Annotated in this window: 18 protein-coding genes; 7 read left to right on the top strand and 11 right to left on the bottom strand. The window is 69.8% G+C overall.

All coding sequences use genetic code 11. The features are described from left to right. Nucleotides 1-2: 2 nt before the first annotated feature. The 4 genes from ACWF82_RS26100 to ACWF82_RS26085 all read right to left on the bottom strand — a co-directional run bounded on the left by ACWF82_RS26100 (nt 3) and on the right by ACWF82_RS26085 (nt 4,296). Nucleotides 3-755 (bottom strand): MBL fold metallo-hydrolase, encoded by a 753-nt coding sequence (locus tag ACWF82_RS26100; protein ID WP_452505252.1) that lies wholly within the window; start codon nt 753-755, stop codon nt 3-5. Between the two features lie 68 nt (nt 756-823). Continuing rightward, nucleotides 824-2,890 carry a M13 family metallopeptidase gene (locus tag ACWF82_RS26095; protein ID WP_452505250.1) on the bottom strand — a complete coding sequence of 689 codons (2,067 nt, stop codon included), beginning with the start codon at nt 2,888-2,890 and terminating at the stop codon, nt 824-826. 178 nt (nt 2,891-3,068) lie between these two features. Then, nucleotides 3,069-3,434, bottom strand: a complete 366-nt coding sequence (locus ACWF82_RS26090) for a DUF397 domain-containing protein (RefSeq protein WP_452505248.1) — start codon at nt 3,432-3,434, stop codon at nt 3,069-3,071. 10 nt (nt 3,435-3,444) lie between these two features. Beyond that, nucleotides 3,445-4,296 (bottom strand): helix-turn-helix domain-containing protein, encoded by an 852-nt coding sequence (locus tag ACWF82_RS26085; protein ID WP_379306037.1) that lies wholly within the window; start codon nt 4,294-4,296, stop codon nt 3,445-3,447. A gap of 210 nt (nt 4,297-4,506) precedes the next feature. On the opposite strand from ACWF82_RS26085, the gene ACWF82_RS26080 reads away from it, so the two are divergent. Next, nucleotides 4,507-5,034: a hypothetical protein gene (locus ACWF82_RS26080; RefSeq protein WP_452505246.1), complete on the top strand. Its 528-nt coding sequence runs from the start codon at nt 4,507-4,509 to the stop codon at nt 5,032-5,034. Nucleotides 5,035-5,036: 2 nt separating this feature from the next. On the opposite strand, the gene ACWF82_RS26075 is transcribed toward ACWF82_RS26080, so the two are convergent. Further along, on the bottom strand, nt 5,037-5,813 hold the full coding sequence (locus tag ACWF82_RS26075) for a pirin family protein (RefSeq protein ID WP_452505244.1): 777 nt from the start codon (nt 5,811-5,813) through the stop codon (nt 5,037-5,039). A 115-nt stretch (nt 5,814-5,928) separates the two neighbouring features. Here ACWF82_RS26075 and ACWF82_RS26070 point away from each other — a divergent pair, with 115 nt between their 5' ends. Then, nucleotides 5,929-7,242, top strand: a complete 1,314-nt coding sequence (locus ACWF82_RS26070; protein ID WP_452505275.1) for an MFS transporter — start codon at nt 5,929-5,931, stop codon at nt 7,240-7,242. Here ACWF82_RS26070 and ACWF82_RS26065 read toward each other — a convergent pair. Next, nucleotides 7,211-7,489, bottom strand: a complete 279-nt coding sequence (locus tag ACWF82_RS26065; RefSeq protein ID WP_452505242.1) for a hypothetical protein — start codon at nt 7,487-7,489, stop codon at nt 7,211-7,213. The two genes, ACWF82_RS26070 and ACWF82_RS26065, sit on opposite strands and share 32 nt — an antisense overlap. A gap of 100 nt (nt 7,490-7,589) precedes the next feature. On the opposite strand from ACWF82_RS26065, the gene ACWF82_RS26060 reads away from it, so the two are divergent. Further along, nucleotides 7,590-9,152 carry a DUF4185 domain-containing protein gene (locus ACWF82_RS26060; protein ID WP_452505240.1) on the top strand — a complete coding sequence of 521 codons (1,563 nt, stop codon included), beginning with the start codon at nt 7,590-7,592 and terminating at the stop codon, nt 9,150-9,152. On the opposite strand, the gene ACWF82_RS26055 is transcribed toward ACWF82_RS26060, so the two are convergent. Genes ACWF82_RS26055 through ACWF82_RS26045 form a run of 3 tightly spaced genes read right to left on the bottom strand, consistent with a single transcriptional unit; the run spans nt 9,153 to nt 11,548 of the window. Continuing rightward, nucleotides 9,153-10,010: a 5-oxoprolinase subunit C family protein gene (locus ACWF82_RS26055; RefSeq protein ID WP_452505239.1), complete on the bottom strand. Its 858-nt coding sequence runs from the start codon at nt 10,008-10,010 to the stop codon at nt 9,153-9,155. Nucleotides 10,011-10,064: 54 nt separating this feature from the next. Then, the gene (locus ACWF82_RS26050; protein WP_452505237.1) at nt 10,065-10,778 is read right to left on the bottom strand and encodes a 5-oxoprolinase subunit B family protein; all 714 of its coding nucleotides are present in this window, start codon (nt 10,776-10,778) and stop codon (nt 10,065-10,067) included. 14 nt (nt 10,779-10,792) lie between these two features. Beyond that, nucleotides 10,793-11,548 (bottom strand): LamB/YcsF family protein, encoded by a 756-nt coding sequence (locus ACWF82_RS26045; RefSeq protein WP_452505235.1) that lies wholly within the window; start codon nt 11,546-11,548, stop codon nt 10,793-10,795. A gap of 173 nt (nt 11,549-11,721) precedes the next feature. Here ACWF82_RS26045 and ACWF82_RS26040 point away from each other — a divergent pair, with 173 nt between their 5' ends. Beyond that, on the top strand, nt 11,722-12,537 hold the full coding sequence (locus tag ACWF82_RS26040; protein WP_452505233.1) for a hypothetical protein: 816 nt from the start codon (nt 11,722-11,724) through the stop codon (nt 12,535-12,537). Here the strand turns inward: ACWF82_RS26040 and ACWF82_RS26035 are convergent, their stop codons facing one another. Continuing rightward, complete coding sequence (locus tag ACWF82_RS26035) at nt 12,538-13,974, bottom strand: CCA tRNA nucleotidyltransferase (protein WP_452505231.1); 1,437 nt, start codon at nt 13,972-13,974, stop codon at nt 12,538-12,540. 315 nt (nt 13,975-14,289) lie between these two features. Here ACWF82_RS26035 and ACWF82_RS26030 point away from each other — a divergent pair, with 315 nt between their 5' ends. Beyond that, nucleotides 14,290-14,745, top strand: a complete 456-nt coding sequence (locus ACWF82_RS26030; protein ID WP_452505274.1) for an NUDIX hydrolase — start codon at nt 14,290-14,292, stop codon at nt 14,743-14,745. Next, nucleotides 14,742-17,162: a DUF6049 family protein gene (locus ACWF82_RS26025; RefSeq protein ID WP_452505229.1), complete on the top strand. Its 2,421-nt coding sequence runs from the start codon at nt 14,742-14,744 to the stop codon at nt 17,160-17,162. The genes ACWF82_RS26030 and ACWF82_RS26025 overlap by 4 nt, the downstream gene beginning before the upstream one ends. A gap of 72 nt (nt 17,163-17,234) precedes the next feature. Here the strand turns inward: ACWF82_RS26025 and ACWF82_RS26020 are convergent, their stop codons facing one another. Beyond that, nucleotides 17,235-18,023: a hypothetical protein gene (locus ACWF82_RS26020; protein WP_452505228.1), complete on the bottom strand. Its 789-nt coding sequence runs from the start codon at nt 18,021-18,023 to the stop codon at nt 17,235-17,237. A gap of 483 nt (nt 18,024-18,506) precedes the next feature. Here ACWF82_RS26020 and ACWF82_RS26015 point away from each other — a divergent pair, with 483 nt between their 5' ends. Then, a complete protein-coding gene (locus ACWF82_RS26015; protein ID WP_452505226.1) occupies nt 18,507-22,325 on the top strand; it encodes a murein biosynthesis integral membrane protein MurJ in 3,819 nt (1,272 codons plus the stop codon). Nucleotides 22,326-22,426 lie beyond the last annotated feature (101 nt).

The raw sequence follows: 22,426 nt of genomic DNA, 5'->3' as shown, positions 1-22,426 counted from the left end.
GGTCAAGCTCGTTGGTGGACGGCGTTTTCCCTTGCGCGCGCTACCGCGGCGGCCACGCCGTCGCGCCATATCGGGCCGTGGCCGGGGAGCACGATGTCGGCTGGGACCGATTCCAGGGCCGCGTAGCTGGCGATGGTGGCTGCGGTGTCGTGGTTGAAGAAGTCGGGGAGTGGTTGGGGGCCTTCGATTTTCGAGGTGGGGTGGGCGGTGACGAGGGTGTCGCCGGTGGCTATGGCGCCTGCGGTGGGGAGGTGGAAGGCGGAGTGGCCGGAGGTGTGGCCGGGGCAGGGGACGGGGATGGGGTTGCCGGGGAAATCCAGTTGGCCTTCGGTGGGGAAGGGCTGGATGTGGGGGACCGTGTTCTTGCGGAGGCCGCCCGCGGCGGTGATGCGGGCTGCCCAGGCGAGGGTGTCGCGGTCGGTGAGGCGTTTGATGACGTCAAGGGGCGTGGCGGACTCGTGGTATTCGCCGCGGGCGTGGGCCACCTCGGTGGGGCTGGTGTAGGCGGGGATCGCGTAGTGGTGGTGCAGGTGGTTCAGGGCGCCGAGGTGATCCAGGTGGGCGTGGGTGAGCAGGATGGCGACGATGTCTTCGGGGCGGTGGCCGATGGCGCGGATCGTCTGCTCGATGGTGCGGGCGTCGCCGTACCAGCCCGCGTCGATCAGGGTGAGGTCGCGGCCGTCGCGCAGCAGGACCATGTTGACGTCGGTGCCGCGGATCGTGAAGACGTCGTCGGCGACTTGCTGATAGCGCACTACGCGAATCCCTCCGTGGAGTTACAGCTCGGCGGCCCTACCGACATCGCCGGTAGGGCCCGGCGACATCACCAGATCGTCACGCGCTCACCGGGAGCCAGGTAGAGCTGGTCGTCGGCCGTCACGTCGAAGGCGTCGTAGAAGCTGTCGATATTGCGCACGACCGCGTTGCAGCGGAACTCCGGCGGGGAGTGCGGGTCGACGGCGAGGCGGCGGATCGCCTCCTCGGGGCGGGCCTTGGTGCGCCACACCTGCGCCCAGCCGTAGAAGACGCGCTGCAGGCCGGTGAGACCGTCGATGACCGGCGGTTCGGCGCCGTCGAGCGAGATCCTGTACGCGGCCAGCGCGATCGACAGACCGCCGAGGTCGCCGATGTTCTCGCCGATGGTGAACTCGCCGTTGACGGTGTGCTCGTCGGCCAGGTCGGCGGGGGAGAGCACGTCGTACTGGTCGATCAGTGCCCTGGTGCGCTTGGCGAACTCGGCGCGGTCGGCGTCGGTCCACCAGTCCTTCATGTTGCCGTCGCCGTCGTACTTGGCGCCCTGATCGTCGAAACCGTGGCCGATCTCGTGGCCGATCACCGCGCCGATGCCGCCGTAGTTGGCCGCGTCGTCGGCGTTCATGTCGAAGAACGGCGGCTGCAGGATCGCGGCGGGGAAGACGATCTCGTTCATGCCGGGGTTGTAGTAGGCGTTCACCGTCTGCGGGGTCATGAACCATTCGCCGCGGTCGACCTCGCCGCCCAGTTTGCCCAGGTCACGGTCGTGATCGGCCGCGTAGCCGCGCCGGTAGTTGCCGACCAGGTCGGCCGGGTCGACCTCGACCGCGGAGTAGTCGCGCCAGGTGTCGGGGTAGCCGATCTTGGGGGTGAACTTCTCCAGCTTGGTCAGCGCCGCGGCACGGGTGTCGGGGCCCATCCACTCGAGGTCGGTGATATTGCGGCGGTAGGCCTCCTGCAGGTTGGCGACCAGCTCGACCATGCGCGCCTTGGCCTGCGGCGGAAAGTGCCTGGCCACATAGAGTTTGCCGACCGCCTCGCCGAGCAGCTCCTGCACCAGCGACACACCACGCTTCCAGCGCTCGCGGTTCTCCTGCGCGCCGGTCAGCGTGCGGCCGTAGAAGTCGAAGTTCTCGGCGACGATCTCGTCGGTCAGGTACGGCGCCCTGGCGCGCAGCACCTGCCAGACGGCCCAGTCCCGCCAATCAGCCTGCGGCACAGCGGCCCACGCCTTTGCGAAGGCGCGCACATAGTCGGGCTGGCGGACCACGAGCTCGGCGAACAGCTCCTCGCCGCCGCGATCGAGCCCGGAGGCGACGGCGCCGACCCAGGCGGCCCAATCGAATTCGGGATTCTCGGCGGCGAGATCGGCGAAAGTGGTGAGGTTGTAGCTCTTCTCGGCATCGCGACGCCGCACCACATCCCAATGACCGGCGGCGAGTGTGCGTTCCAGCTCGAACACGCGGCGCGCGGCGTCGGCCGGGTCGGCGGGCAGCAGGCCGGCCAGCGACGGGTCGGCGGCGGCGATGGTGAACATCTTCGCGAGATGGGCCTGGTAGGCCGCGCGGATCTCGGCGAATTCGTCCGAGCGGTAGTACGACTCGTCCGGCAGGCCGATCCCCGACTGGGTCGCGTGCACCAGGTAGCGGGTGGAGTCCTTGTCGTCGGTGTCGACGTAGTAGCCGAGCGCGCCGCGCACGCCGGTGCGCTGCAACCGGCCGAGCAGCGCGGCGAACGCGCTCGGGCCGTCGACCTCGGCGATCTCGCGCAACTCGCCCGCGATCGGCGTGAAACCGGCCGCGGCGACGGCGTCGGTGCCCATGAAGCTCGAGTACAGGTCACCGATCTTGCGGGCATCGGCGTCATCGGACGCGCCTGCCGCGCTGTCCTGGATGATCGCCTGCACATCGAGCTCGGCCTGGTCGTACAACGTCCGGAACGCGCCGTCCACCGCGCGGTCGGCCGGAATCTCGTACCCGGCCAGCCACTGCCCGTTGACGTGCGCGAACAGATCGTCCTGCACCCGCACCTCCTGGTCACGGAAGGACAGATCGATACCGGAAGGACTGCTCAGGTCGGAAGTCACGCGCTCCAGTATGCCGACAACCGCCGACACGTGTGGCCGCTTGTAGGGCATGTGATCAGGGCGGTCGCGTCGTCGGTGAGGGGCGACGGGTCGGCACCGGGGAGTGCGGCGGTACGAGGCAGACGATCCCCTCCTGGTCCGGGCCGGACAGACCATGGTCCCCACACCGCTTGCCCTGGCCCGGCGCACCTACACCTTGGGAGGAACCCTGATGCCCACGGCGGGCGGGCTAGACGCAGACGAACTCGTCGTCGCGGGCACCGGCGACGAAGGCCTCCCACTCACCGGCGGTGAAATGGAGCAGGACGTCGTCGTGGCGGAGGGTGGCCGAGCCGTCGACGGAGACGTGGGCGACCAGGTCGGGATGACGGCGCGTGCTCAGCAGGCAGTGCAGGAACGCGGTCCACAGCTCGGCGTCGACGGTGATGATCGGCTCGTCGAGACCGACGTTCATCGGATTGCGACGGAATTTGCTGTCACGTATCTGAACCGTGTCACCATCGAAACGGACCTCGACACATTGGTTGCCGTTATTGGAGCGTGACGAGGTGAACCAGCCGTGATCGGCCGGGCGGCGACGAGCGGTGGTGGACATAGCCAGAATCTTACACGCTCGCATAGTCGCTGATCAGGGCCAGAGATTCGGTGCGCGAGAGGGATTGCTCCCTGGCGCGCAGGTAGGCGAAGCCGAGATCGCGAACCTGTTCGGCGTCGTCGACCGGGCCGCCGAAGACGGCACTCTCAGCCCACGCGAACGTAGGTAGCTGATCGCTTGCGAAGTCGAGCAGATGGAAGCTGGAGCCACCGAGGACCGCGCCCTCGGGCGCGCTGAACGGGATGACGCGCACGTCGACGGTGTCCAGTTCGCGCATCAGATCGGCGAGCTGACGAAGCTGCCCGCGCAGCACCTCGGGCCCACCGGTCTGCTGACGCAGCGTCGCCTCGCCGAGCACCGCGGTGAGCTCGAGCGGCTCGGGCCCGCGCAGGCGCTGCTGACGGCGCATCCTGATCGCGACCAACTGGTCGACCTGCACCGGCCGGATCATCACATCGGCGCTGATCAGGGCACGCGCGTACGCCTCTGTCTGGAGCAGGCCCGGCACGATCAGACTGTCGTAGCTGCGGATGCTCAGCGCGCCCGCCTCCATGCCGTAGAGGCGCTGTAACTCGGGACCGATCAGCGCCGACGAGGTCGACCACCAGCCACGCCGCTTGCTCGCCTCGAGCAGGGCGAGCAGTTCCCCGCGCTCCTCGTCGGCCACGTCGAGCACGTCGAGGACCGGTTCGATGGTGGTGCGGGTGAGCACCCGCCTGCCCTTCTCGACATGGGACCAGTTGGCTGGGGTGAACCCGACCCGACGGGCGAAACCGGCCGAGTCGAAGCCGCGCTGCTCGCGCAGTTCGCGCAGGCGCAGCACCAGTTCCCAGCGCGCCGCGGTCGGCGAAACGGGTGGCATGGGCGAATATCGTACGCCGATCGACACGCCAGCTACTGACTATTGTCAGCGCGGTTGTGCGGCATTAGGCTGTTGCGAACGGCATTTTTCCCCTGGTACAGGCCGTTATGAAAAAGTTTCCCGCTTCACCCGGTTCGTGATGCAGAGTTCCTCCCCGATCGAGCGAATCCACAGCTACATCGAGTCACCGTCGACAGAGACGAGGTCGTGATGAGCACGTCGCGCACTGATGAAAAAGGCGGGTATACCGCGGCCGAGGAGTACTCGGCCACCCAGGATGCGCTGGCGCGCTGTCGCCACTATCGCAAGCACAACGGGCTCTACGGCGTGGTCGACTCATCGATGGGCCGGATCATGCTGGAAATCGGCGCGGTCGGCGCGGTGGTCATGCCGTCGACGCTGGGGGAGCGGGTGCGCGGACTGCTGATCGGGCGCGGCCAGCGCTGCGGGCCGATCATCGCCCATCCCCGCTCCGGCCGCTGGACCTTCCTGACCGGCCCCACGGACAATTCCTATCTCGACACCGTGCTGTTCGCCGAATTGTTCCGCGTGTGCGCCTCGGTGGCCCTACCCGGCAGCGAGATCGTGCTGCCGTCGCCCGCCGACGAACGCAGCGGCTACCGCATCTGGATGCAGGAGCCCGACGGCGACTACCGGCCGGACTTCGCCCAGATCGTCGCCGCCACCCGCACCAACGCGCGGTCGGTTGTCCTGGCGCAGGAGTCCGGCTCGGCCTGAGGTCACTGCCCGCCCAGGCGGGCGTGCATCTCCCACACCAGCACCTCGGCGTCGCCGTGCGGGCGCACCAACTGGCCGCCGGACCGGGTCAACCTGACCGCGTCACCCTGGTACATGGTGCCGATTCCCTCCACGTCGACCTCGCCGCGGGCCACGAAAACATGCAGGTAGGGGGCGTCGGGCAGGGTGACACCCGGACTGTCGGCCTGCATCCGCGCGACATGCATGGCGGCGTGCGAGGAATTGATCGCGATGGCGGTGCGATCGCGGTAGCGGGGCAGGCCGGAGGCGACCGTCACCAGGCCACCGCCCGCCAGTTCGTCGTCGATCTCGAGCTGCTGATAGCCCGGGTCGACGCCCGGCTCGTCGGGCACCACCCACATCTGGACGAAATGCACCGGTTCGTCGTGCTCGGGCACCTTGCCGTCCAGGCGCCACGAGTCGTTCTTCTCCGAGTGCATGATCCCGGTGCCCGCGCTCATCCGCTGGGCGAGACCGGGGTAGATGATGCCGTTGTGGCCGAGTGAGTCCTGGTGCACCAGGCTGCCGCCGAGTACCCAGGTGACGATCTCCATGTCCCGGTGCGGGTGCGTGTCGAAGCCCTCGCCGGGCAGCACCACATCCTCGTTGTTCACCAGCAGCAGGCCGTGATGGGTGTTGTCGGGGTCGTAGTGCTCACCGAAGGAGAACGAGTGTTTGGAATCGAGCCAGGAGATCCGCGTCTTCATCCGGTCTCCGCCGCGGTGGAGTTCGATCCGCGGTGTCGTCGATGTGGACATGACGTTCCTCCTGCTCGCACCCGTACCGCCGACTCAATTCTGGCACCACTATCCTCACGTGGTGTCGACTGATCGCCATGACGGCTCGAATCCGGCAGGTGAGCGGCCGATCTCGATGCGAAATCTGCTCCGTGAGAGCCGCGTGGTGCTCCGGCGGAATCCGCAGATGCCGCGGCTGGCGCTGCTGCGCCTCGCGGCCCAGTTCGGTGACGGAATGTTCCAGGCCGCGCTGTCGGGCGCCATCCTGTTCAACCCGGAACGCGAGACCGATCCGCTGGCCATCGCCGCCGGTTTCGCGGTCCTGCTGCTGCCCTATTCGGTGCTCGGGCCCTATGCGGGCGCGCTGCTCGACCGGTGGGATCGGCGCAACGTCCTGCTGACGGCCAGCGTGGCGAGGGCGGTGCTGATCGGCCTCGCCGCGATCGGGCTCGCGGCGGGGATCGGGGAGACGCCGCTGTTGCTGCTGGCGCTCGCGACCGTCGGCATCAGCCGGTTCGTGCTGGCCGGTGTCTCGGCGGCGCTGCCGCGGGTGCTCGAACAGCGGTGGCTGGTGCCGATGAACTCGGTGCTGGCGACGGTGGCCTCGGTCTGCGCGGGCATCGGCGCCGCGGCGGCGGTGGCGGTGATCGCCCTGATCGGGGCGGGCGATGCCGCCTCCGCGGTGGCGGTGGCGCTCAGCGGCATCGGTTCGATCCTCGGCGCGATACTCGCCTTCGGCTTCCGGCGCCGGGTGCTCGGGCCCGAAAGTGGTTCGGCCACTTCGGAGAGCGCGGTGCACGCCATCGCGACCGGCTTGCGCACTGGCGCCGTCACGGTGTGGCGATCGGTGCAGGTGACGACGGCGATGATCGGCATCGGCGCGCACCGGGTCGTCTTCGGCATGAACACCCTGATCATGGTGCTGGTGCTGCGCCAGCCGAGCGGCGACACCGAAATGAGCGGTGGCCTGGTCGGATTCGGTGTCGCGATCGGTTTCGCCGCGGCGGGCATGCTGCTCGCCGCGATCCTGACACCGGTACTCATTCCGCGCCTCGGCAGGCCACGCACCGTGCTGCTCGGGCTGACGACCGCGGTCGCCGTGCAGTTGACGCTGGTCACCCCGATCGCGCTGGCGACCGGTTCGGCCGTCGACAACGCGCACCGGCTGCTGCTCGCCGGCGCGTTCGGGCTCGGCCTCGCCGGCCAGACCATCAAACTGACCGGCGACGCGAGCATGCAGATCGACATCGACGACGACCAGCGCGGCCAGGTGTTCGCCCTGCAGGACACGGTTTTCAACATGACCTTCGTGCTGGCGATCGCGGCGACCGCGCTGGTCATCCCCGCCGACGGCCGCTCGATCGGCGTGGTGCTGGCCGGTGCGGCCGTCTACGCGTTCGGCATCGTGGCGATCGCGCTCAACTCCCGTCGAGCCAGGGCGGCCTGCTGAGCGGACACGCGGTTTCCTGCGCCAGCACCGCCCGGTGGTCGACGGTGAACTGCGGGATGTCCGGCAGCAAGGCCGAATCGAGAGCGGCGGCGCCGTCGCGATCCCAGGGGGCCGCGTCGTTGCTCGGATCGCTGTCGAAGTCGAGCCATAGCGTGTCGGCGATGCCGGTGTCGGCCAGTTCGGCCTGTCCCGGCCAGTCGTGCACGATGCCGTCACCGGTTCCGAGGACGTACTCGATTTCGTTCACATAGGGATTGGACGCACGGAAACCCGGTTCGGTTCCGGTAAGTTCATGGTCGAGTCGGTGGTATTTGTTTGTTCGTTCGGATATCCATTCGAGGGAGCACATGCGCGCATCGCACGGATCGACCGCACTCGGCGCCCTACTGGCGGTGGCGCTCGCCATCCCCGCCTACGCCGCGCCGTTCCCCTGGATGCCGCCGCCCGTAAACATGTGCGGTGAAACAGGATTCGACCCACTCAACCGGCTGCCCGATCCGGCCGCGCCGCCGGCGCCGCTCGGGCCGATGGTTCCGCCGAGCATCGACATCCCCGTCGTGATACCGGAGCTGACCCCGGTGCCGCTGCCCGATCCGCCGCACGACAACACCCGCGTCGCGCAGGTGCCGTTGCCCTCGGATCCGTGCCTCAATCCGTGCCCTGAGGTCAGGGACACGCCCGAACCCGAAGACGGAATCGAGGATTCGGGCACCGCGTCACCGAGTTCGGGTTCAGGCTCGGGTTCCGGGACGGGTTCGGGCTCGGGTTCGGGGCTGCCGCGCATCCGGCTCAAGCCCGAGCGGGAGACCATTCCGTACCCGGTACCCGGTGGTGAGGGGGAACCGGCCCAGGAGGCGCCGCCGCGTGTGGTGCGTCCCGTGGAACCGGGCCCGCTGCGGCCCGCGGTCGCGACGCCGGTCGTGGAGTCGGTGCGGCTCGTCGAGCAGGTCACCGGGCACGGCTCGAACAACCGGACCGACATGCGCTGGCAGGTCGACGGCACCGACCTCGGCCTGTTCTGGGAGACCGAACCCGGCAAGGTGGCCGTGGTCTTCGGCGACACCTTCGGCGAGGGCTGGGAATACGGCGGCGCCGGCTCCGACACCGCCGACTGGCGGTCCAACGTGCTCGCCTACAGCACCGACACGAACCTCGACGACGGACTCGTCATCGATTCGATGGTGCAGGACAGTCCCTGCCACGCCGCCGAACTGCTCGGCAGCCGCAAGATCAAGAACTGGGAGACCACCACCATCCCCACCTCGGGGTTCGCGATCGGGCGCAGGCAGTTCCTGAGCTACATGTCGGTCAACCACTGGTCGAGGGTCCCCGGCATGTGGCTGACCAACTACGGCGGGCTGGCGTACTCCGACGACGGCGGGCAGACCTGGACCAAGGATCAGCATGCCCGCTGGGAGAACATGTTCGGGGTCGGCCGGTTCCAGGTGGCGGCGATGGTGCCGCACGGGGAGTACGTCTACATGTTCGGCACGCCCAACGGGCGGATCGGCGTGATCGGCCTGGCCAGGGTGCGCAAGAGCGAGGTGCTCAACAAGACGGCCTACCAGTACTGGGTCGACGGCGATTGGGCACCCGCCGCGGAGAATTCGGCGACACCGCTCGTCGCGGGCACGGCCAGCGAACTGTCGGTGCGCTTCGACGCGGAGAGCCAACAGTGGCAGATGGTCTACCTGGACGCCCCGGCCAGCCAGATCGTGCTCCGCACCGCGTCGGAACCGCAGGGGCGGTGGACCTCGGCGGTGCCGCTGGTTTCCACGCAGGACTACCCGATGGCCTACGGCGGCTTCATCCATCCCTGGTCGACCGCGCGCGACCTGTACTTCACGATGTCGGCGTGGCAGAGCTACAACGTGTACCTGATGCACGCCCAGCTGAATCCGCCCGGCTGATCAGCGCACCGGCACGAACCGCAGTCGCTCGCCCGGCCTGGCCTGCGCCACCCGGTCCACATCCGCGTCGAGCACCACGGCGATCACCGGATAGCCGCCGGTGATCGGGTGATCGGCGAGGAAGACGACCGGCTGGCCGCTCGGGGGAACCTGGACCGAGCCGAGGGCCACCCCTTCGGCCGGCAGTTCGTGGTTGACCGACCGGACCAGCGGTTGGCCCTCGGCGCGGTCGAGGCGGGCGCCGATGCGATCGGTGTCGGCGGAGACCACCCAGGAACCGTGGAACAGCTCGTCGGGATCGGCGAACCAGTCGTCCCGTGGGCCGGGCCTGGCCCGGACGGTGAGCACCTCCGGTGGCACCGGGAGCGGCGCGAACTCGACGGTCGGCAGGGTGCGTGGCGGCGGCCCGACCGGGAGTTGCGTGCCCGTCTGTAATGGCTCGGGACCGATGCCCGACATGGTGTCGCGGCTGCGCGAACCGAGAACCTTGGGCACATCGATGCCGCCGCGCACCGCAACGTAGCTGCGCAGACCCGACCTGGCCAGGCCGAGGCGCAGCACCCTGCCCTCCGCGAGTTCGAGCACGCTGGCGTGGCCGACCGGCGTGCCGTCGACGGTCGCGGGCGCGGCGGCGCCGGTGACCGCGACCGTGAGGTGGCCGTCGGCGCGCAGGGCCAGTCCGCCGAGCAGCACCTCGATGGCCGCGAAATCCTCCGGATTGCCGACCAGCCGGTTCGCCAGCCGTAACGAGGCGCGGTCAGCCGCCCCCGCCTGTCCCACCCCCGAATCGAACCACCCTGGCCGCCCCAGGTCCTGGACCGTCGCGAGCGGTCCCACCCGCTCGATGAAGATCAGCATGCGATCACTCCCCGATTCGCTGTCGAGGCGGCGCATCGTTGAGCAGCCCTGGTGTTATTCCGTGGTCGCCGCGTCGACGAACCGTACCGCCGTCCCCGCCCGCACCAGCGCCGGTGGATCACGGTCGACCACCCACATCCGCAGATCGGTTGTGCCGATCAGCTGCCAGCCGCCCGGCGTGCCCCGCGGATACACCGCCGAGTAGCCGCCTGCCAGGGCCACCGCGCCGGGCGGGATGGCGGTGCGGGCCTGGGCTCGGCGCGGCACCGTCAGTCTGCCGTCGGGCGAGGTCAGATAGCCGAAGCCGGGGGCGAAACCGACGAACGCGCACCGCCAGACCGTGCCGGTGTGCGCCGCGATCACCTCCGGGACCGACAGGTCGAGCAGCCGGGCGATCTCGGGCAGATCCGCGCCGTCGTAGCGGACCGGGATCTCCACCACGTCGTCGGGAAACTCGCTGTCGGGCAGTGTTCCACGGGAAACATCCGGCGAATCCGGTTGCGGCGGGTCATGATCCAGCCGATCGAGCAGCGCGACGAGCTCGCGGCGGACCTGGACGCCGTAGCTCACCGAATGCATGGTCACCAGAACGGTTTCCGCCGCGGGCAGCACATCCTGTACGCCGGCGATCGCGTGCACGCGCAGGGCGGAGGCCAGCCGCTGCACCGGACGCGGATCATCGAGCGTGATGAGCATGGCACGGTCACCCGCGGGCCGGATCCGCGAGTTCCAATCGTTGGTCGTGTCCCTCGGTCCTGCCTCGTCCATCCTGCCTCCCACCCTCAGCCGAACGGCTCCACCGGTACGCCTGCCTCGTCGAGCGCCTGCCGAATTCGGCGGGCCATCTCCACGGCAGCCGGGGAATCGCCGTGGACGCACACACTGGCCACGGTCACGGCGACCGTACCGGGACCGTCTACGGTACGCGCGGTCCCTGACACCGCAAGAGAAACAGCCTGGGCGACGGCCGTGTCGGGCGGCAGCACCGCGCCGGCAACTCCGCGCGGGGCGAGGGCGCCGGTCGCCGTGTAGGCGCGGTCGGCGAAGCCCTCGCCGATGAACCGAACGCCCAGTCTGCCCGCGGCCCGCTCGAGCTCCGTTCCGGCCGGTCCGAGCAGGGCGAGCCCGGATTCGGCCTCGGCGACCGCGGCCAGCACGGCGTCGGCGAGCAGACGATCGCGGGCGGCCGCGTGGTAAAGCGCGCCGTGCGGCTTGACGTAGCGCACCCGGTCGCCCGCCGCGCGCGCGAACGCCGCGAGAGCGCCGATCTGGTACAGCATCTCGTCGCGCAGGTCGGCCGGGGCGATGGCGATATCGCGGCGGCCGAAACCGACCAGGTCGCGGTAACCGACATGGGCGCCGATCCGTACGCCCTTGGCGACCGCGAGTTCGCAGGTCCGGCGCATGATGGACGGGTCGCCCGCGTGGAAACCGCAGGCGATGTTGGCGCTGGTGACGATGTCGAGCATCGCGGCGTCGTCACCCATCCGCCACGGGCCGAAGCCTTCGCCCAGATCACTGTTCAGGTCCAGCGGCATGCGATGCCCTCCGGTGTTCGCGCGGCACTCCCAGGTGGTGATTCGAGCATGAACGACTCCGTTCGCGCCATCACCACCGGGGCGTGGATACCCGCGCCATGCGGCGGTGATGCGCGCACAACACGCCGCGGAGCGTGGCCGGGCGGGCGGCGGCCAAGTACGCTCGGACCATCATGGCCACGTATTTCGATCCGAAGTCCTGGTCACTGTCGGGCGCTGTCGACCTGGGCAGACGCCTGCTCGACCCGTCGTGGATCGACCAGTGGCTCGGCTTCACCACGTCCTGGGCCGACCCCGTCGCCGACCTCGGCTCCGGCACCGTCACCGCGCTCATGCCCGATGTGCTGATGACCGTGCTCAGCGAGGGGATCCTCAGCCGCTTCGGCGGGCAGGAAGTCAGCGCCACCCTGCTGGGGCACGACCTCACCGCCACCCTCGAGGTGTTCAAGGTGCGCAGGCGCGGCGCCCACTTCCAGAGCAAGACGGTGCTGTCGGATCTGGTCTGGGACTCGCATCCGTTCGACAACGTCACCGTCATCGCGCACGGCGTCCGGCTCATCCCCGGTGTGCCGACCAAGATCCGCGTGCAGCAGCTCGACATCGAGGGCACCATCGGCATCGGGGCGCTGGTGGAATGGGTGGACGCGCAGAACCTGGACTGGCGGGTGCGTCTCGACGAGCGCGGCCGCATCCTCGCGACGCATCGCACCCGCAAGATGCGCGCGCTGGTCGACGCGCAGGTCTACGACAACCTGCTCAGCATCGACATCCGCAAGGCCAGCTGGCACGGCATCCGGCTGCCCAAGCGCGCGGTGCCTGCACCAGCGCTGCTGCTCGACGACCTGCCCAACCGGGCCAGCATCACCTACGCCCACCGGCGCGGTGACAAGGTGCGCTTCCGGATCGAACTGCCGGCGACGACCGGCTCGTTCGACCTGGCGCAGATCCGCTCGGCCATCGTCGCGGGTACCACGCTGATCGTCTTCTGATCAGGCGTTCTCGGCGGCCCACCACTCGAGCAGCGCGGCCTCGGCTTCCTCGCGGGTCATCGGGCCACGGTCGAGGCGCAGGTCCTTGAGGTATTTCCACGCCTTGCCGACCTGCGGACCCGGCGCGAGGCCGAGCAGCTCCATGATCGAATTGCCGTCCAGATCGGGCCGCACCCGGGCCAGATCCTCCTGCGCGCGCAGCGTGGCGATGCGCTCCTCGAGCTCGTCGTAGGTGGCGCGCAGGGCGGCGGCGCGGCGCTTGTTGCGGGTCGTGCAGTCGGCGCGGACCAGCTTGTGCAGGCGATCGAGCAGGTCGTCGGCGTCGGTGACGTAGCGGCGCACCGCCGAATCGGTCCACTGGCCCTTGCCGTAGCCGTGGAAGCGCAGGTGCAGGAACACCAGGCGCGCAACCTCTTCGGTGAACGCCTTCGGATACTTCAAGGCGCGCATGCGCTTGCGCACCATCTTCGCGCCGACCACCTCGTGGTGGTGGAAGCTCACGCCGCCGCCCGGCTCGTTGCGCTTGGTGTCGGGCTTGCCGATGTCGTGCAGCAGCGCCGCCCAGCGCAGTACCAGGTCGGGATCGCCCTCCTCCTGGTCGATCGCCTGGGAGAGCACGGTGAGCGAATGCTGGTAGACGTCCTTGTGCTGGTGGTGCTCGTCGATCTCGAGCTTCATCGCGGGCACCTCGGGCAGCACCCGCTGCGCCAGGCCGGTGTCGCACATGAGGTTGATGCCGTCGATCGGGTGATCGGCGCCGATCAGCTTGTCGAGTTCGGCGCGCACCCGCTCGGCGGTGATCCGGTCGATCTGCTCGGCCATCTCCTCGATCGCGGCCCGCACCCGCGGCGCCACGTCGAAACCGAGCTGGGCGACGAAGCGGGCCGCGCGCAGCATCCGCAACGGATCGTCGTCGAACGAATCCTGCGGCGCGGCAGGGGTATCGAGGACGCCGTCGAGCAGGGCGTCGAGACCGTCGAGCGGATCGACGAATTCGAGCGAGCCGTCGGCGGCGATCTTCACCGCCATCGCGTTGACCGTGAAATCGCGCCGGACCAGGTCGCCCTCGAGCGTGTCACCGAAGGTGACCTCGGGATTGCGCGAGACCCGGTCGTAGGTGTCGGCGCGGAAGGTGGTGATCTCGAGCTGCTGATCGTCCTTGGCCGCGCTCACGGTGCCGAAGGCGAGGCCACCGGTGTCCCAGAGATGGTCGGCCCAGCCGCGCATCATCTCCTGCACCACGTCCGGCCTGGCATCGGTGGTGAAATCCAGATCGGTGCCAAGCCTGCCCAGCACCGCGTCCCTGACGCTGCCGCCGACAAGATAAAGGGAATGCCCGCGCTCGGCGAACATCTCGCCCAACGGTGTCAGCACATCCGACAACTGCCCCAGCGTCACCGCCGCCGCGGCCAGCAGCCGAGCTCGACGATCCGCCACAGCATCAGGGACAACGTTGGGGGAAACCACGAACAGCCAGCCTACTGGGCTCGTCCGCCTCCCCGGAACTCAGCGGGCCTTTCAGGAGCTCGACCATTGGTTGTCGGGCTCGCGATCAGGTGGGCAGCGGCTGGGAGGTGGCTGGGGAGTTACCCATGTTCTCACGTGATCAGCGGGTTGCGGAAGCGCCGTCCCGCACTCCTGGCACACCGGCACCTATAAGCTGGCTGGGTGTCTCCTCCGGCCGATCGCGCGAACAGTCGACGCCGCCAGCCGCGGCGGCGGGGTTCGGCGAGCAATGCCGGCAAACCGCGCATGCGGACCGTGCGCGAGACCTCGGCGGGCGGTCTCGTCGTCGACGGCCTCGATGGTCCGAGTGAGCAGCGCTCCGCCGCGCTGATCGGGCGTACCGATCGCCGGGGGCGACTGCTGTGGTCGCTGCCCAAAGGGCATATCGAGGCGGGGGAGACCTCCGAGCAGACCGCGATTCGCGAGGTCGCCGAGGAGACCGGCATCAGCGGCGAAGTGGTCGCCGAGCTGGGCAGCATCGATTACTGGTTCGTGACCGAGGGCAGGCGGGTACACAAGACCGTGCACCATTTCCTGCTGCGCTCGCTCGGCGGTGAACTGTCCGACGCCGACGTGGAAGTCACCCAGGTTGCGTGGGTTCCGTTGAGCGAGTTGGATTCCCGATTGGCCTATGCCGACGAACGGCGGCTGGCCGAAGTGGCGAATCGAATGATCGACCGGATGGAGACCGGCAAGCGATGACGGGTGGACTGTTCCGGCTGATCACGGCGGTCCTGACCATCTTGGGTTCGGTGACGCTCCTGCCGGCGGTCGGGCACGCGCAACCGAACGGGTCGGGCGCGTCGGCACCGAAATTCCTCAAGCTGACCCTGGACGCCATCGCGCCTGGCACGGTCACGACGAGCAGCGACCCGATGCTGACGGTGTCGGGCACCGTCACCAATATCGGCGACCGGGTCGTCGACGATGTGGCCGTACGGATCCAGCGCGCCGCGCCGGTGGACTCGCCGAGCGGGCTGCGCAGTTCGCTGCGGCTCGATCAGGTGAACTACGAGGTCACCGGGCCGTTCCAGGATGTGGCCGAGCGGTTGAGTCCCGGTCAGCGCAAACAGTTCTCGGTGCGCATCGCGCTGCGGGCCGGCGGTGAGGGCGCCTCGCTCGGGCTGACCGATCCCGGGGTGTATCCGCTGCTGCTGAACGTCAACGGGGAACCGGCCTATGGCACCCAGGCCAGGCTCGACGACGCCCGATTCCTGCTGCCGGTACTCGGCCTGCCCGCTGGCGAGGCGGGCGGCGCGACCGAGCCGGTCCCGGCGCCCGCCGACGCGACGCCGGTGGCGACCACGGTGATCTGGCCGCTCGCCGACCGCCCGCGCATGGTCGCGGGCAGGCCGGGGGCGGTCACCGGGCAGGTCGAACTGCTCGACGACGAACTGGCCGTATCGGTCGGCAAGGGCGGACGGCTCGAACAGCTGGTGGCCGCGCTGGAATCGGTCGCGCCGACACCAGGTCGCGAGCGCGGGGTGGCGAGTTCGGTGTGCATCGCGATCGACCCCGACCTGGTCTCGACCGTGCAGACGATGACGCGCGGCTACCGGGTGCTGGCCAGCCCGTCCGATCCCGAAGGCGCGACCAGGGAGGGGACAGGAGCCGCGAGCGCGCAGGCCTGGCTCGACCGGTTGCGCGCGCTGGCCGGGTCGATGTGCACGGTGGCGTTGCCGTTCGCGCAGGTCGACGTGTCGGCGCTGGCCGCGGTGAACGATCCGGGGCTGTCCGCGCGGGCGCTGCTCGCCCCGGCCGACGTGGTCGACGCGATTCTCGGCACCCAGTCGCTGCGCGGGGTCAGCCTGCCCGATTCCGGCAGCATCGACGATCCGGCCGGGCAGCTGCTGCGCGGTCACGGGTACGGGACGGCGGTGCTGGCGAGCACGGCCGTGACCACCGACGGCGTGCCGAGCGACACCGACAACGCCCTCACCTCCGCGCCTGCGACGCTCGAGCCGGGCGTCGTCGTCGGTGGGGAGCAGGCGGCGCCGGACGTCGTCCGGGTGCCGGGGGTGAGCGTCGACCAGCCCGCGGCCGCGCCCGCGCCGACCGACCCCGCGCTCCGCGTGACGACCTTCGACATCTGGACGGCGACCGCGCTGGCCGCCGTCGGCTCGAATCCGCCGACCCCGTCGTTCACGCCGTCGAAGGTGCGTTTCGACGTCACCAACGACTCGCGCGCGGCCCGGCTGCAGGACGCGCTCGGCGCGATGGCCTGGACGGCGCTGAACCCGGCGGCGGACCGGCCGCGCTCGCAGCTGCTCATGCCACCGCAGCAGTGGGGCGCCAACCGGGAAGAGGGCATCGCGCTGCTCAAGCAGGTCGAGCTGCTCACCCGCAACAACCTCGCGAGCCCGCGCAGTTTCGCCGACCTCGTCGCCCAGGCGCCCGACCCGCGCCCGTTCGCGCTCGAATACCTGCCGCGCGCGGCCCAGGACGCGGCGCCGGAGCGGTTCGTGCCGCCGATCCACGCCCAGGGCGCGCGGATCACCGAGCTGATGCGCGCGCTGGTCGAGCTGCCGGAATCCGAGCTCACCCCGCACGCCTTCATGACCCCGGCCAGGGAAGACCTGCTGCGCGCGCTGAGCCTGTCCGACCGCAGGACCGACGACGACACCCAGGCCGATCTGCACGCCCAGCGCCGCATCGACCAGGCCACCCGCGAACTCGACGACATGTTCGCCGCGGTGTCGGTGCTGCCGCCGGGCGGGGTGTACACGCTGGCCTCGGAACAGAGCCCGCTGCTGCTGGTTGCCCGCAATGAACTGCCGGTCGCCATCCGGGTGCAGTTCCGGATCGAGGCGCCCGCCGAGACGAACATCACCGACATCGGCGAACAGCTGCTTCCGCCGTCCGGCACCCGCTCGTTCCAGATTCCGACCGAGGTGAGCGACAGCCGTAAGCTGGTGATTCCGATTTCCCTTACCACGCCCGACGGCGTCGCGCTAGGCGAGCCGACCTCGGTCTCGGTGCGCTCGAACGCCTACGGGCAGGCCTTGGCCATAATTACGGCATGTGCCGGAATACTGCTGTTGCTGTTGGCCGGGCGCCGGTTGTGGCGCCGGTTCCGCGGGCAACCCGATCCCGCCGACGAGGGGTTCGAACGGCACTGATCGCCCGCGCCTGACACGCGGGCGGGGGAACATGGCAGACAAGGACGAGAGTGGCACGGGTGAGCGAAACGCTCATCGGACCGGCGGGATTCGCGGGTTACGCCGGGTACAGGAGGCATGATGGGCGACGATGATTCCGCTCATCGGCACGACCACGACGATCGTCGCGACGGACGGGCACAGCGCCCTACGCCCGTCGCGCCGTGGGAGCGTGGGATGACGGCCGGGGAGCACGAGGGAAACGTCGCCGCACCGCGTCCTGGTGAGCCGGGGCGTCCGCCGCACCGGGCCGTAGATCCGGGCTTCGACCAGCAGGGTGTGCGTCGTCAGCCTGGTCCTCGGCCAGGTGCCGACCCTCAGCCAGGTGCCGGACCCCGGCCGGGCATGCCTCCCGGTCAGCCCGGATACCGTCCCGGTGAGCAGCCGCCCGGGTATCGGCCCGCTGAGTTCCGTCCCGGCGAACAGCCGACCGGGTTTCGGCCCGTATCGTCCGATCATCCCGGCGCGCCGCCGGCGGGATACGGTGCGCCGGATCAGCCGCGCGGTCCGCACGGCGACAATCGTCAGCCACCGCCTCGAGCCGGTCGATCCGGTGAGTTGCCGCGCGTGCAGCGGGCAGGGCAATCCGGTGAATTTCCGCAGCAGCAGCGGCCAGGGCAGGTCGGCCGTCCCAGCGTTCCGCCGCAGGAGCACCCCAGCCCAGCCGATCGTTCCGGCGAGTTCCCACAGCAACAACGCCCCGGCCAGTTCGGCCGTCCCGGCGTTCCGCAGCAACCCGGTGCCGCCGGACGCTCGGGCGAGTTCCCGCAGGCACAGCGCCCGGGTCAGCCACAACCGCCGCGTCCAGGGCCCGGCGCGCATCCCGGGGATTTTCCGCCGCCGCGTCAGCCCCAGCCGCCGCACCCAGCCCAGGGTGCTCTGCCTGGTCAGCCACCCCAACCCTCTCGACCGGGTTCGGGCGCGCACCCGGGGGAGTTTTCGCAGCGACCAGGGCAGGCCCCGCGGTCGGGTGAGTTCCCCCAGCAACGTCCCGCGTCGGCGCACGGGTCGCCCTCCGGTGCGATCCAACGGCAGGCGCGTCCCGATATCGACGCGGGGATACGCCCCCAGCGGCCGCAGGAAGGTGCGGTTCCGCCGCGCCCAGCGACCGGTGCACGCGCGGGAGACTTCCCCCCGCGTGGCCCACAGTCCGGTGCTATCCCCAGGCAGGGCCGACCGGAACAGCGGGTCGGGGAACAGCCGAGCGGTCCGGATCGCAGGCCCGGTCGCGATCACGACGCCGCTGGGCGACGGCCGGAGGGCCAGGAGCGTCGCAACGCCCCGCAACGCCCCTCGTACCCCGGGATGCCGGGCACGCCGGTCGGCGCGCAGGCGGAATCCGGGCGCGGCTCGGCGAGTCGTCGACGTACCGCCGTCGACGACCAGGCCGCCGCCAAGACCCAGAAGATCGCGCGCCCCAAGCGGGTGACGGCCGACAAGCCCGACACCCCGCAGAGCGCCAACGCGAAACTGCTCAAGGACTCCGGTTCGATCGCCGTCGCGACGCTGATCAGCCGTATCACCGGGTTCGCCAAGCAGCTGCTGCTGCTGACGGTCCTCGGTCCCGCCATCGCCAGTGCTTTCATCTCGGCGAACCTGATCCCGAACATGATCGCCGAGCTGGTGCTCGGCGCCGTGCTGACGGCGATCGTGGTGCCGACGCTGGTCCGCGCCGAACACGAGGACGCCGACAACGGCGCCGCGTTCGTGCGCCGGTTGGTGACGGCGGCCTTCACGGTGCTGTTCGTCGCGACGGTACTGACGCTGGCCGCGACCCCGATCCTGGCCGGACATGTGCTCGTCGACTCCGGCGGCAAGGTGAACACCCACCTGACCACGGCGCTGACCTACCTGCTGGCGCCCGCGATCCTGTTCTACGGCATGTCGGCGCTGTTCACGGCCATCCTCAACACCAGACAGGCATTCAAACCGGGCGCGTGGGCCCCGGTCCTGAACAACATCGTCGTGCTGGCGGTGCTGGCCGCCTACGCGCTGACGCCGGGCGCGATCACGCTGGATCCGGTGCGGATGAGCGACCCGAAGCTGCTGGTTCTCGGCATCGGCGTCACCGCGGGTGTGGCGACGCAGGCGTTGAGTCTGCTGCCCGCGATCCGGCGGCACGGCATCAATCTGCGCCCGCTGTGGGGCGTCGACGCGCGCCTCAAGCAGTTCGGCAAGATGGGTGCCGCGATCATCCTGTACGTGCTGATCAGCCAGATCGGCCTGGTCGTCGCGAACAACATCGCCTCCGCCGCCGACGAGGCCGGTCCCGCGATCTTCGCCAATGCCTGGGCGCTGCTGCAGCTGCCCTACGGCGTCCTCGGTGTCACGCTGCTCACCGCGATCATGCCGAGACTGAGCCGCAACGCCGCCGCCGACGACACCCCGGCCGTTGTCGACGACCTGTCCGTGGCCACCCGGCTCACCATGATCGCGTTGATCCCGGTCGTCACCTTCCTGACCCTGGCAGGCCCGGAGATCGGCCAGGCGCTCTACGGATACGCCCAGTTCTCCGGCGATGCCGAACGCCTCGGCAGTGCGGTCAGCTGGTCGGCGTTCTCGCTCATCCCGTACTCGCTGGTGCTGATCCATCTGCGTGTGTTCTACGCCAGGGAACAGGCGTGGACCCCGACCTGGATCATCCTCGGCATCACCACCATCAAGATCTTGTTCTCCGCGCTGGCGCCGGTCCTGGCCCGCGACAGCGACGACGTGGTGATCATCCTCGGCGTCGCGACCGGCCTCGGTTTCACGGCGGGCGCGGTGATCGGCGGCCTGCTGCTGCACCGCAGCCTCGGCGATCTGCGCATGTCCAACGTCGGCCGCACAGTCACCCGCGTGCTGCTCGCCTCGGTGGCCGGCGGCGCGGTGATGCTCATCGTCGACACGGTCACCAGGATGGATCAGCTCTCGGGCGGTCCCGCGTCGCTGCTGCGCGTCGCCGTCGGCGCGCTGGTGATGTTCTCGGTGGCGTTCGGTCTGATGCGCCTGGCCGGGATTCCCGAGGTCGTCGCGATCACCGTCGCCGTATCGCGCAAGCTCGGTATCACCCCGCCCGCGCCGGATCTCGGCCTCGACGAAAGCCCCGCCGACGACATCTACGCGACCACGATCCTGCGCAGGCCCGACACCTACGCGTTCCCGTCGTATGGGCCGTCGATGGACACCCAGACGATGATCCTGCCCGTAATCCGGCCGGGTGCTGTTGACCTCACCGGCCAAGCACAGTTCCCGTACGCTGTTCGGCAGACCGACATGGGTAGTGATGTCGTGAACACGCGGAAAGATCCGCGAGATCAGGGCGAAGGAGGACCGAGGGTGAGCGATGACGCGGTGGGCGGCGTCCCGGCCGCTGATTCTGCGGCGCGCAAAGCAGGAGGAATGTCCACCGATGTCGATCCTGCCGCGTCCGGCGCGACAGGATCCGAGCACGCCGACACGCCCGACGAGGCCGAATCGCCACAGAGTGTCTCGGCGGACGACGAGCGACATCCGGCGGACGAGCCACGGGAAATGCCACACGATCCGACCTACGACACCGGCATGTTGCCGATCCCGCCGCAGGTCCAGCCGTCGGCGAACCGTGCCCAGCGTGGCCCGAAGCTGATCCCCGGCGCGTCCGTCGCCGGTGGCCGGTACCGGCTGCTTGCCGGGCACGGCGGTGCGCGCGGGCTGCGGTTCTGGCAGGCGCTCGACATCAAGCTCGACCGCGAGGTCGCGCTGACCTTCGTCGACGCCGATCAGAAGTCGGGGGAGAACTCCGGCCACGACGGCCCGCAGGCCATCCTGTCGCGCACGCTGCGCCTCGGCCGGATCAACTCGCCCGGCCTGGCCAGGGTCCTCGACGTGGTCCGCGGCAGCTCCGGCGGCATCGTCGTCGCCGAGTGGACGCCGGGTCGTTCGCTGCGCGAGATGGCCGAGACGGTGCCGTCGCCGATCGGCGCGGCCAGGGCCATCAGGGCGCTCGCCTCGGCGGCCGAACTGGCCCACCGCGGCGGCGGCTCGCTCTCGATCGACCACCCCGACCGGATCCGGATCAGCGCCTCCGGTGACGCCGTCCTCGCGTTCCCCGGCACCCTCGGTGATTCGGACGCCCAGGCCGACGTGCGCGGCCTCGGCGCGATGCTCTACGCCCTGATCACCGCCCGCTGGCCGATCCGGGTCGGCGGTGTCACCGGAACCGCGGCCACCATCGGCGGCCTGCACCTCGCCGACTTCGGGCCGGACGGCACGCCGGTGGAACCGCGGCAGATCCGGCCGGAGGTCCCGTTCGAGATCTCGGCCGTCGCGGTCCGCTCGCTCGAGTCGAACAAGGGTGTGCGCACCGCCGCCACCGTGCAGCACGTGCTCGAGCAAGCCTCGGTCGTCGACCAGAAGACCGATTTCATCCCCGTCCTGCGGCTGGGGCAGCGGGCCGTGGCGAGCGGACCGGATTCGCTCGCCGATCCGGAGCTGCTCGCCGCCGAGCGGGACCGCTCCAAGCGGATGATGTGGATCATGGTCGGCCTCGGCGTGCTCGCCGCGCTGGTAGTCGGCATCTTGATCTGGTGGATGGTCAGCATCTTCGCGCCCGGCGCCTCGGACAAGCCGCTGGACGAGCAGATCAACATCGGGCTCACGTCGAGTGTCGCGCCGCCTGCCGCGGCGCCACCAGCGGGCCAGACCCCGGCCGCACCGCCGACCAGCTTCCCGGTGCCCGTCACCGGGGCAGCGGTGTTCTCCCCGGAGGGCACCCCGGACGGTGCGGCAACGGCGGGCGCGGTGCTCGACCAGAACCCGGCGACGGTGTGGCACACGGATCAGTACTTCCAGCAGTTCCCCGCCCTCAAGAAGGGCGTCGGCCTGCTGGCCACGCTGCCGACGCCGGCCAAGCTGACCAATGTCTCGATCACCTCGCCCAGCGCGGGCAGCACCGTCGAGATCCGCACCTCGCCCACCGAGGCGCCGACGCTCGACCAGACCCAGCTGATCGGGTCGGCCGAGCTCGGCGACGGGGTCACCGACATCGCCGTGCAGACCGATCAGGCCGCGCGTTTCGTGCTCGTCTGGATCACCGAACTCGCGAACTCGGGCGGTCAGTTCCAGACCGAGATCGCCGACGTCCGTTTCGACGCGGCTCCCTAGTCCGCGACTCCCGTCTCCCACCGCTATCAGCGCTGGTGGCCGCCTACTTTCGCGCCGGATGCCGACCGTCATCGAACCGCGGTCCGGTTGGTGCGCAATTG

The sequence above is a fragment of the Nocardia sp. NPDC055053 genome (genome assembly GCF_053608285.1).
This window is presented reverse-complemented; position numbering and strand designations above follow the sequence as displayed.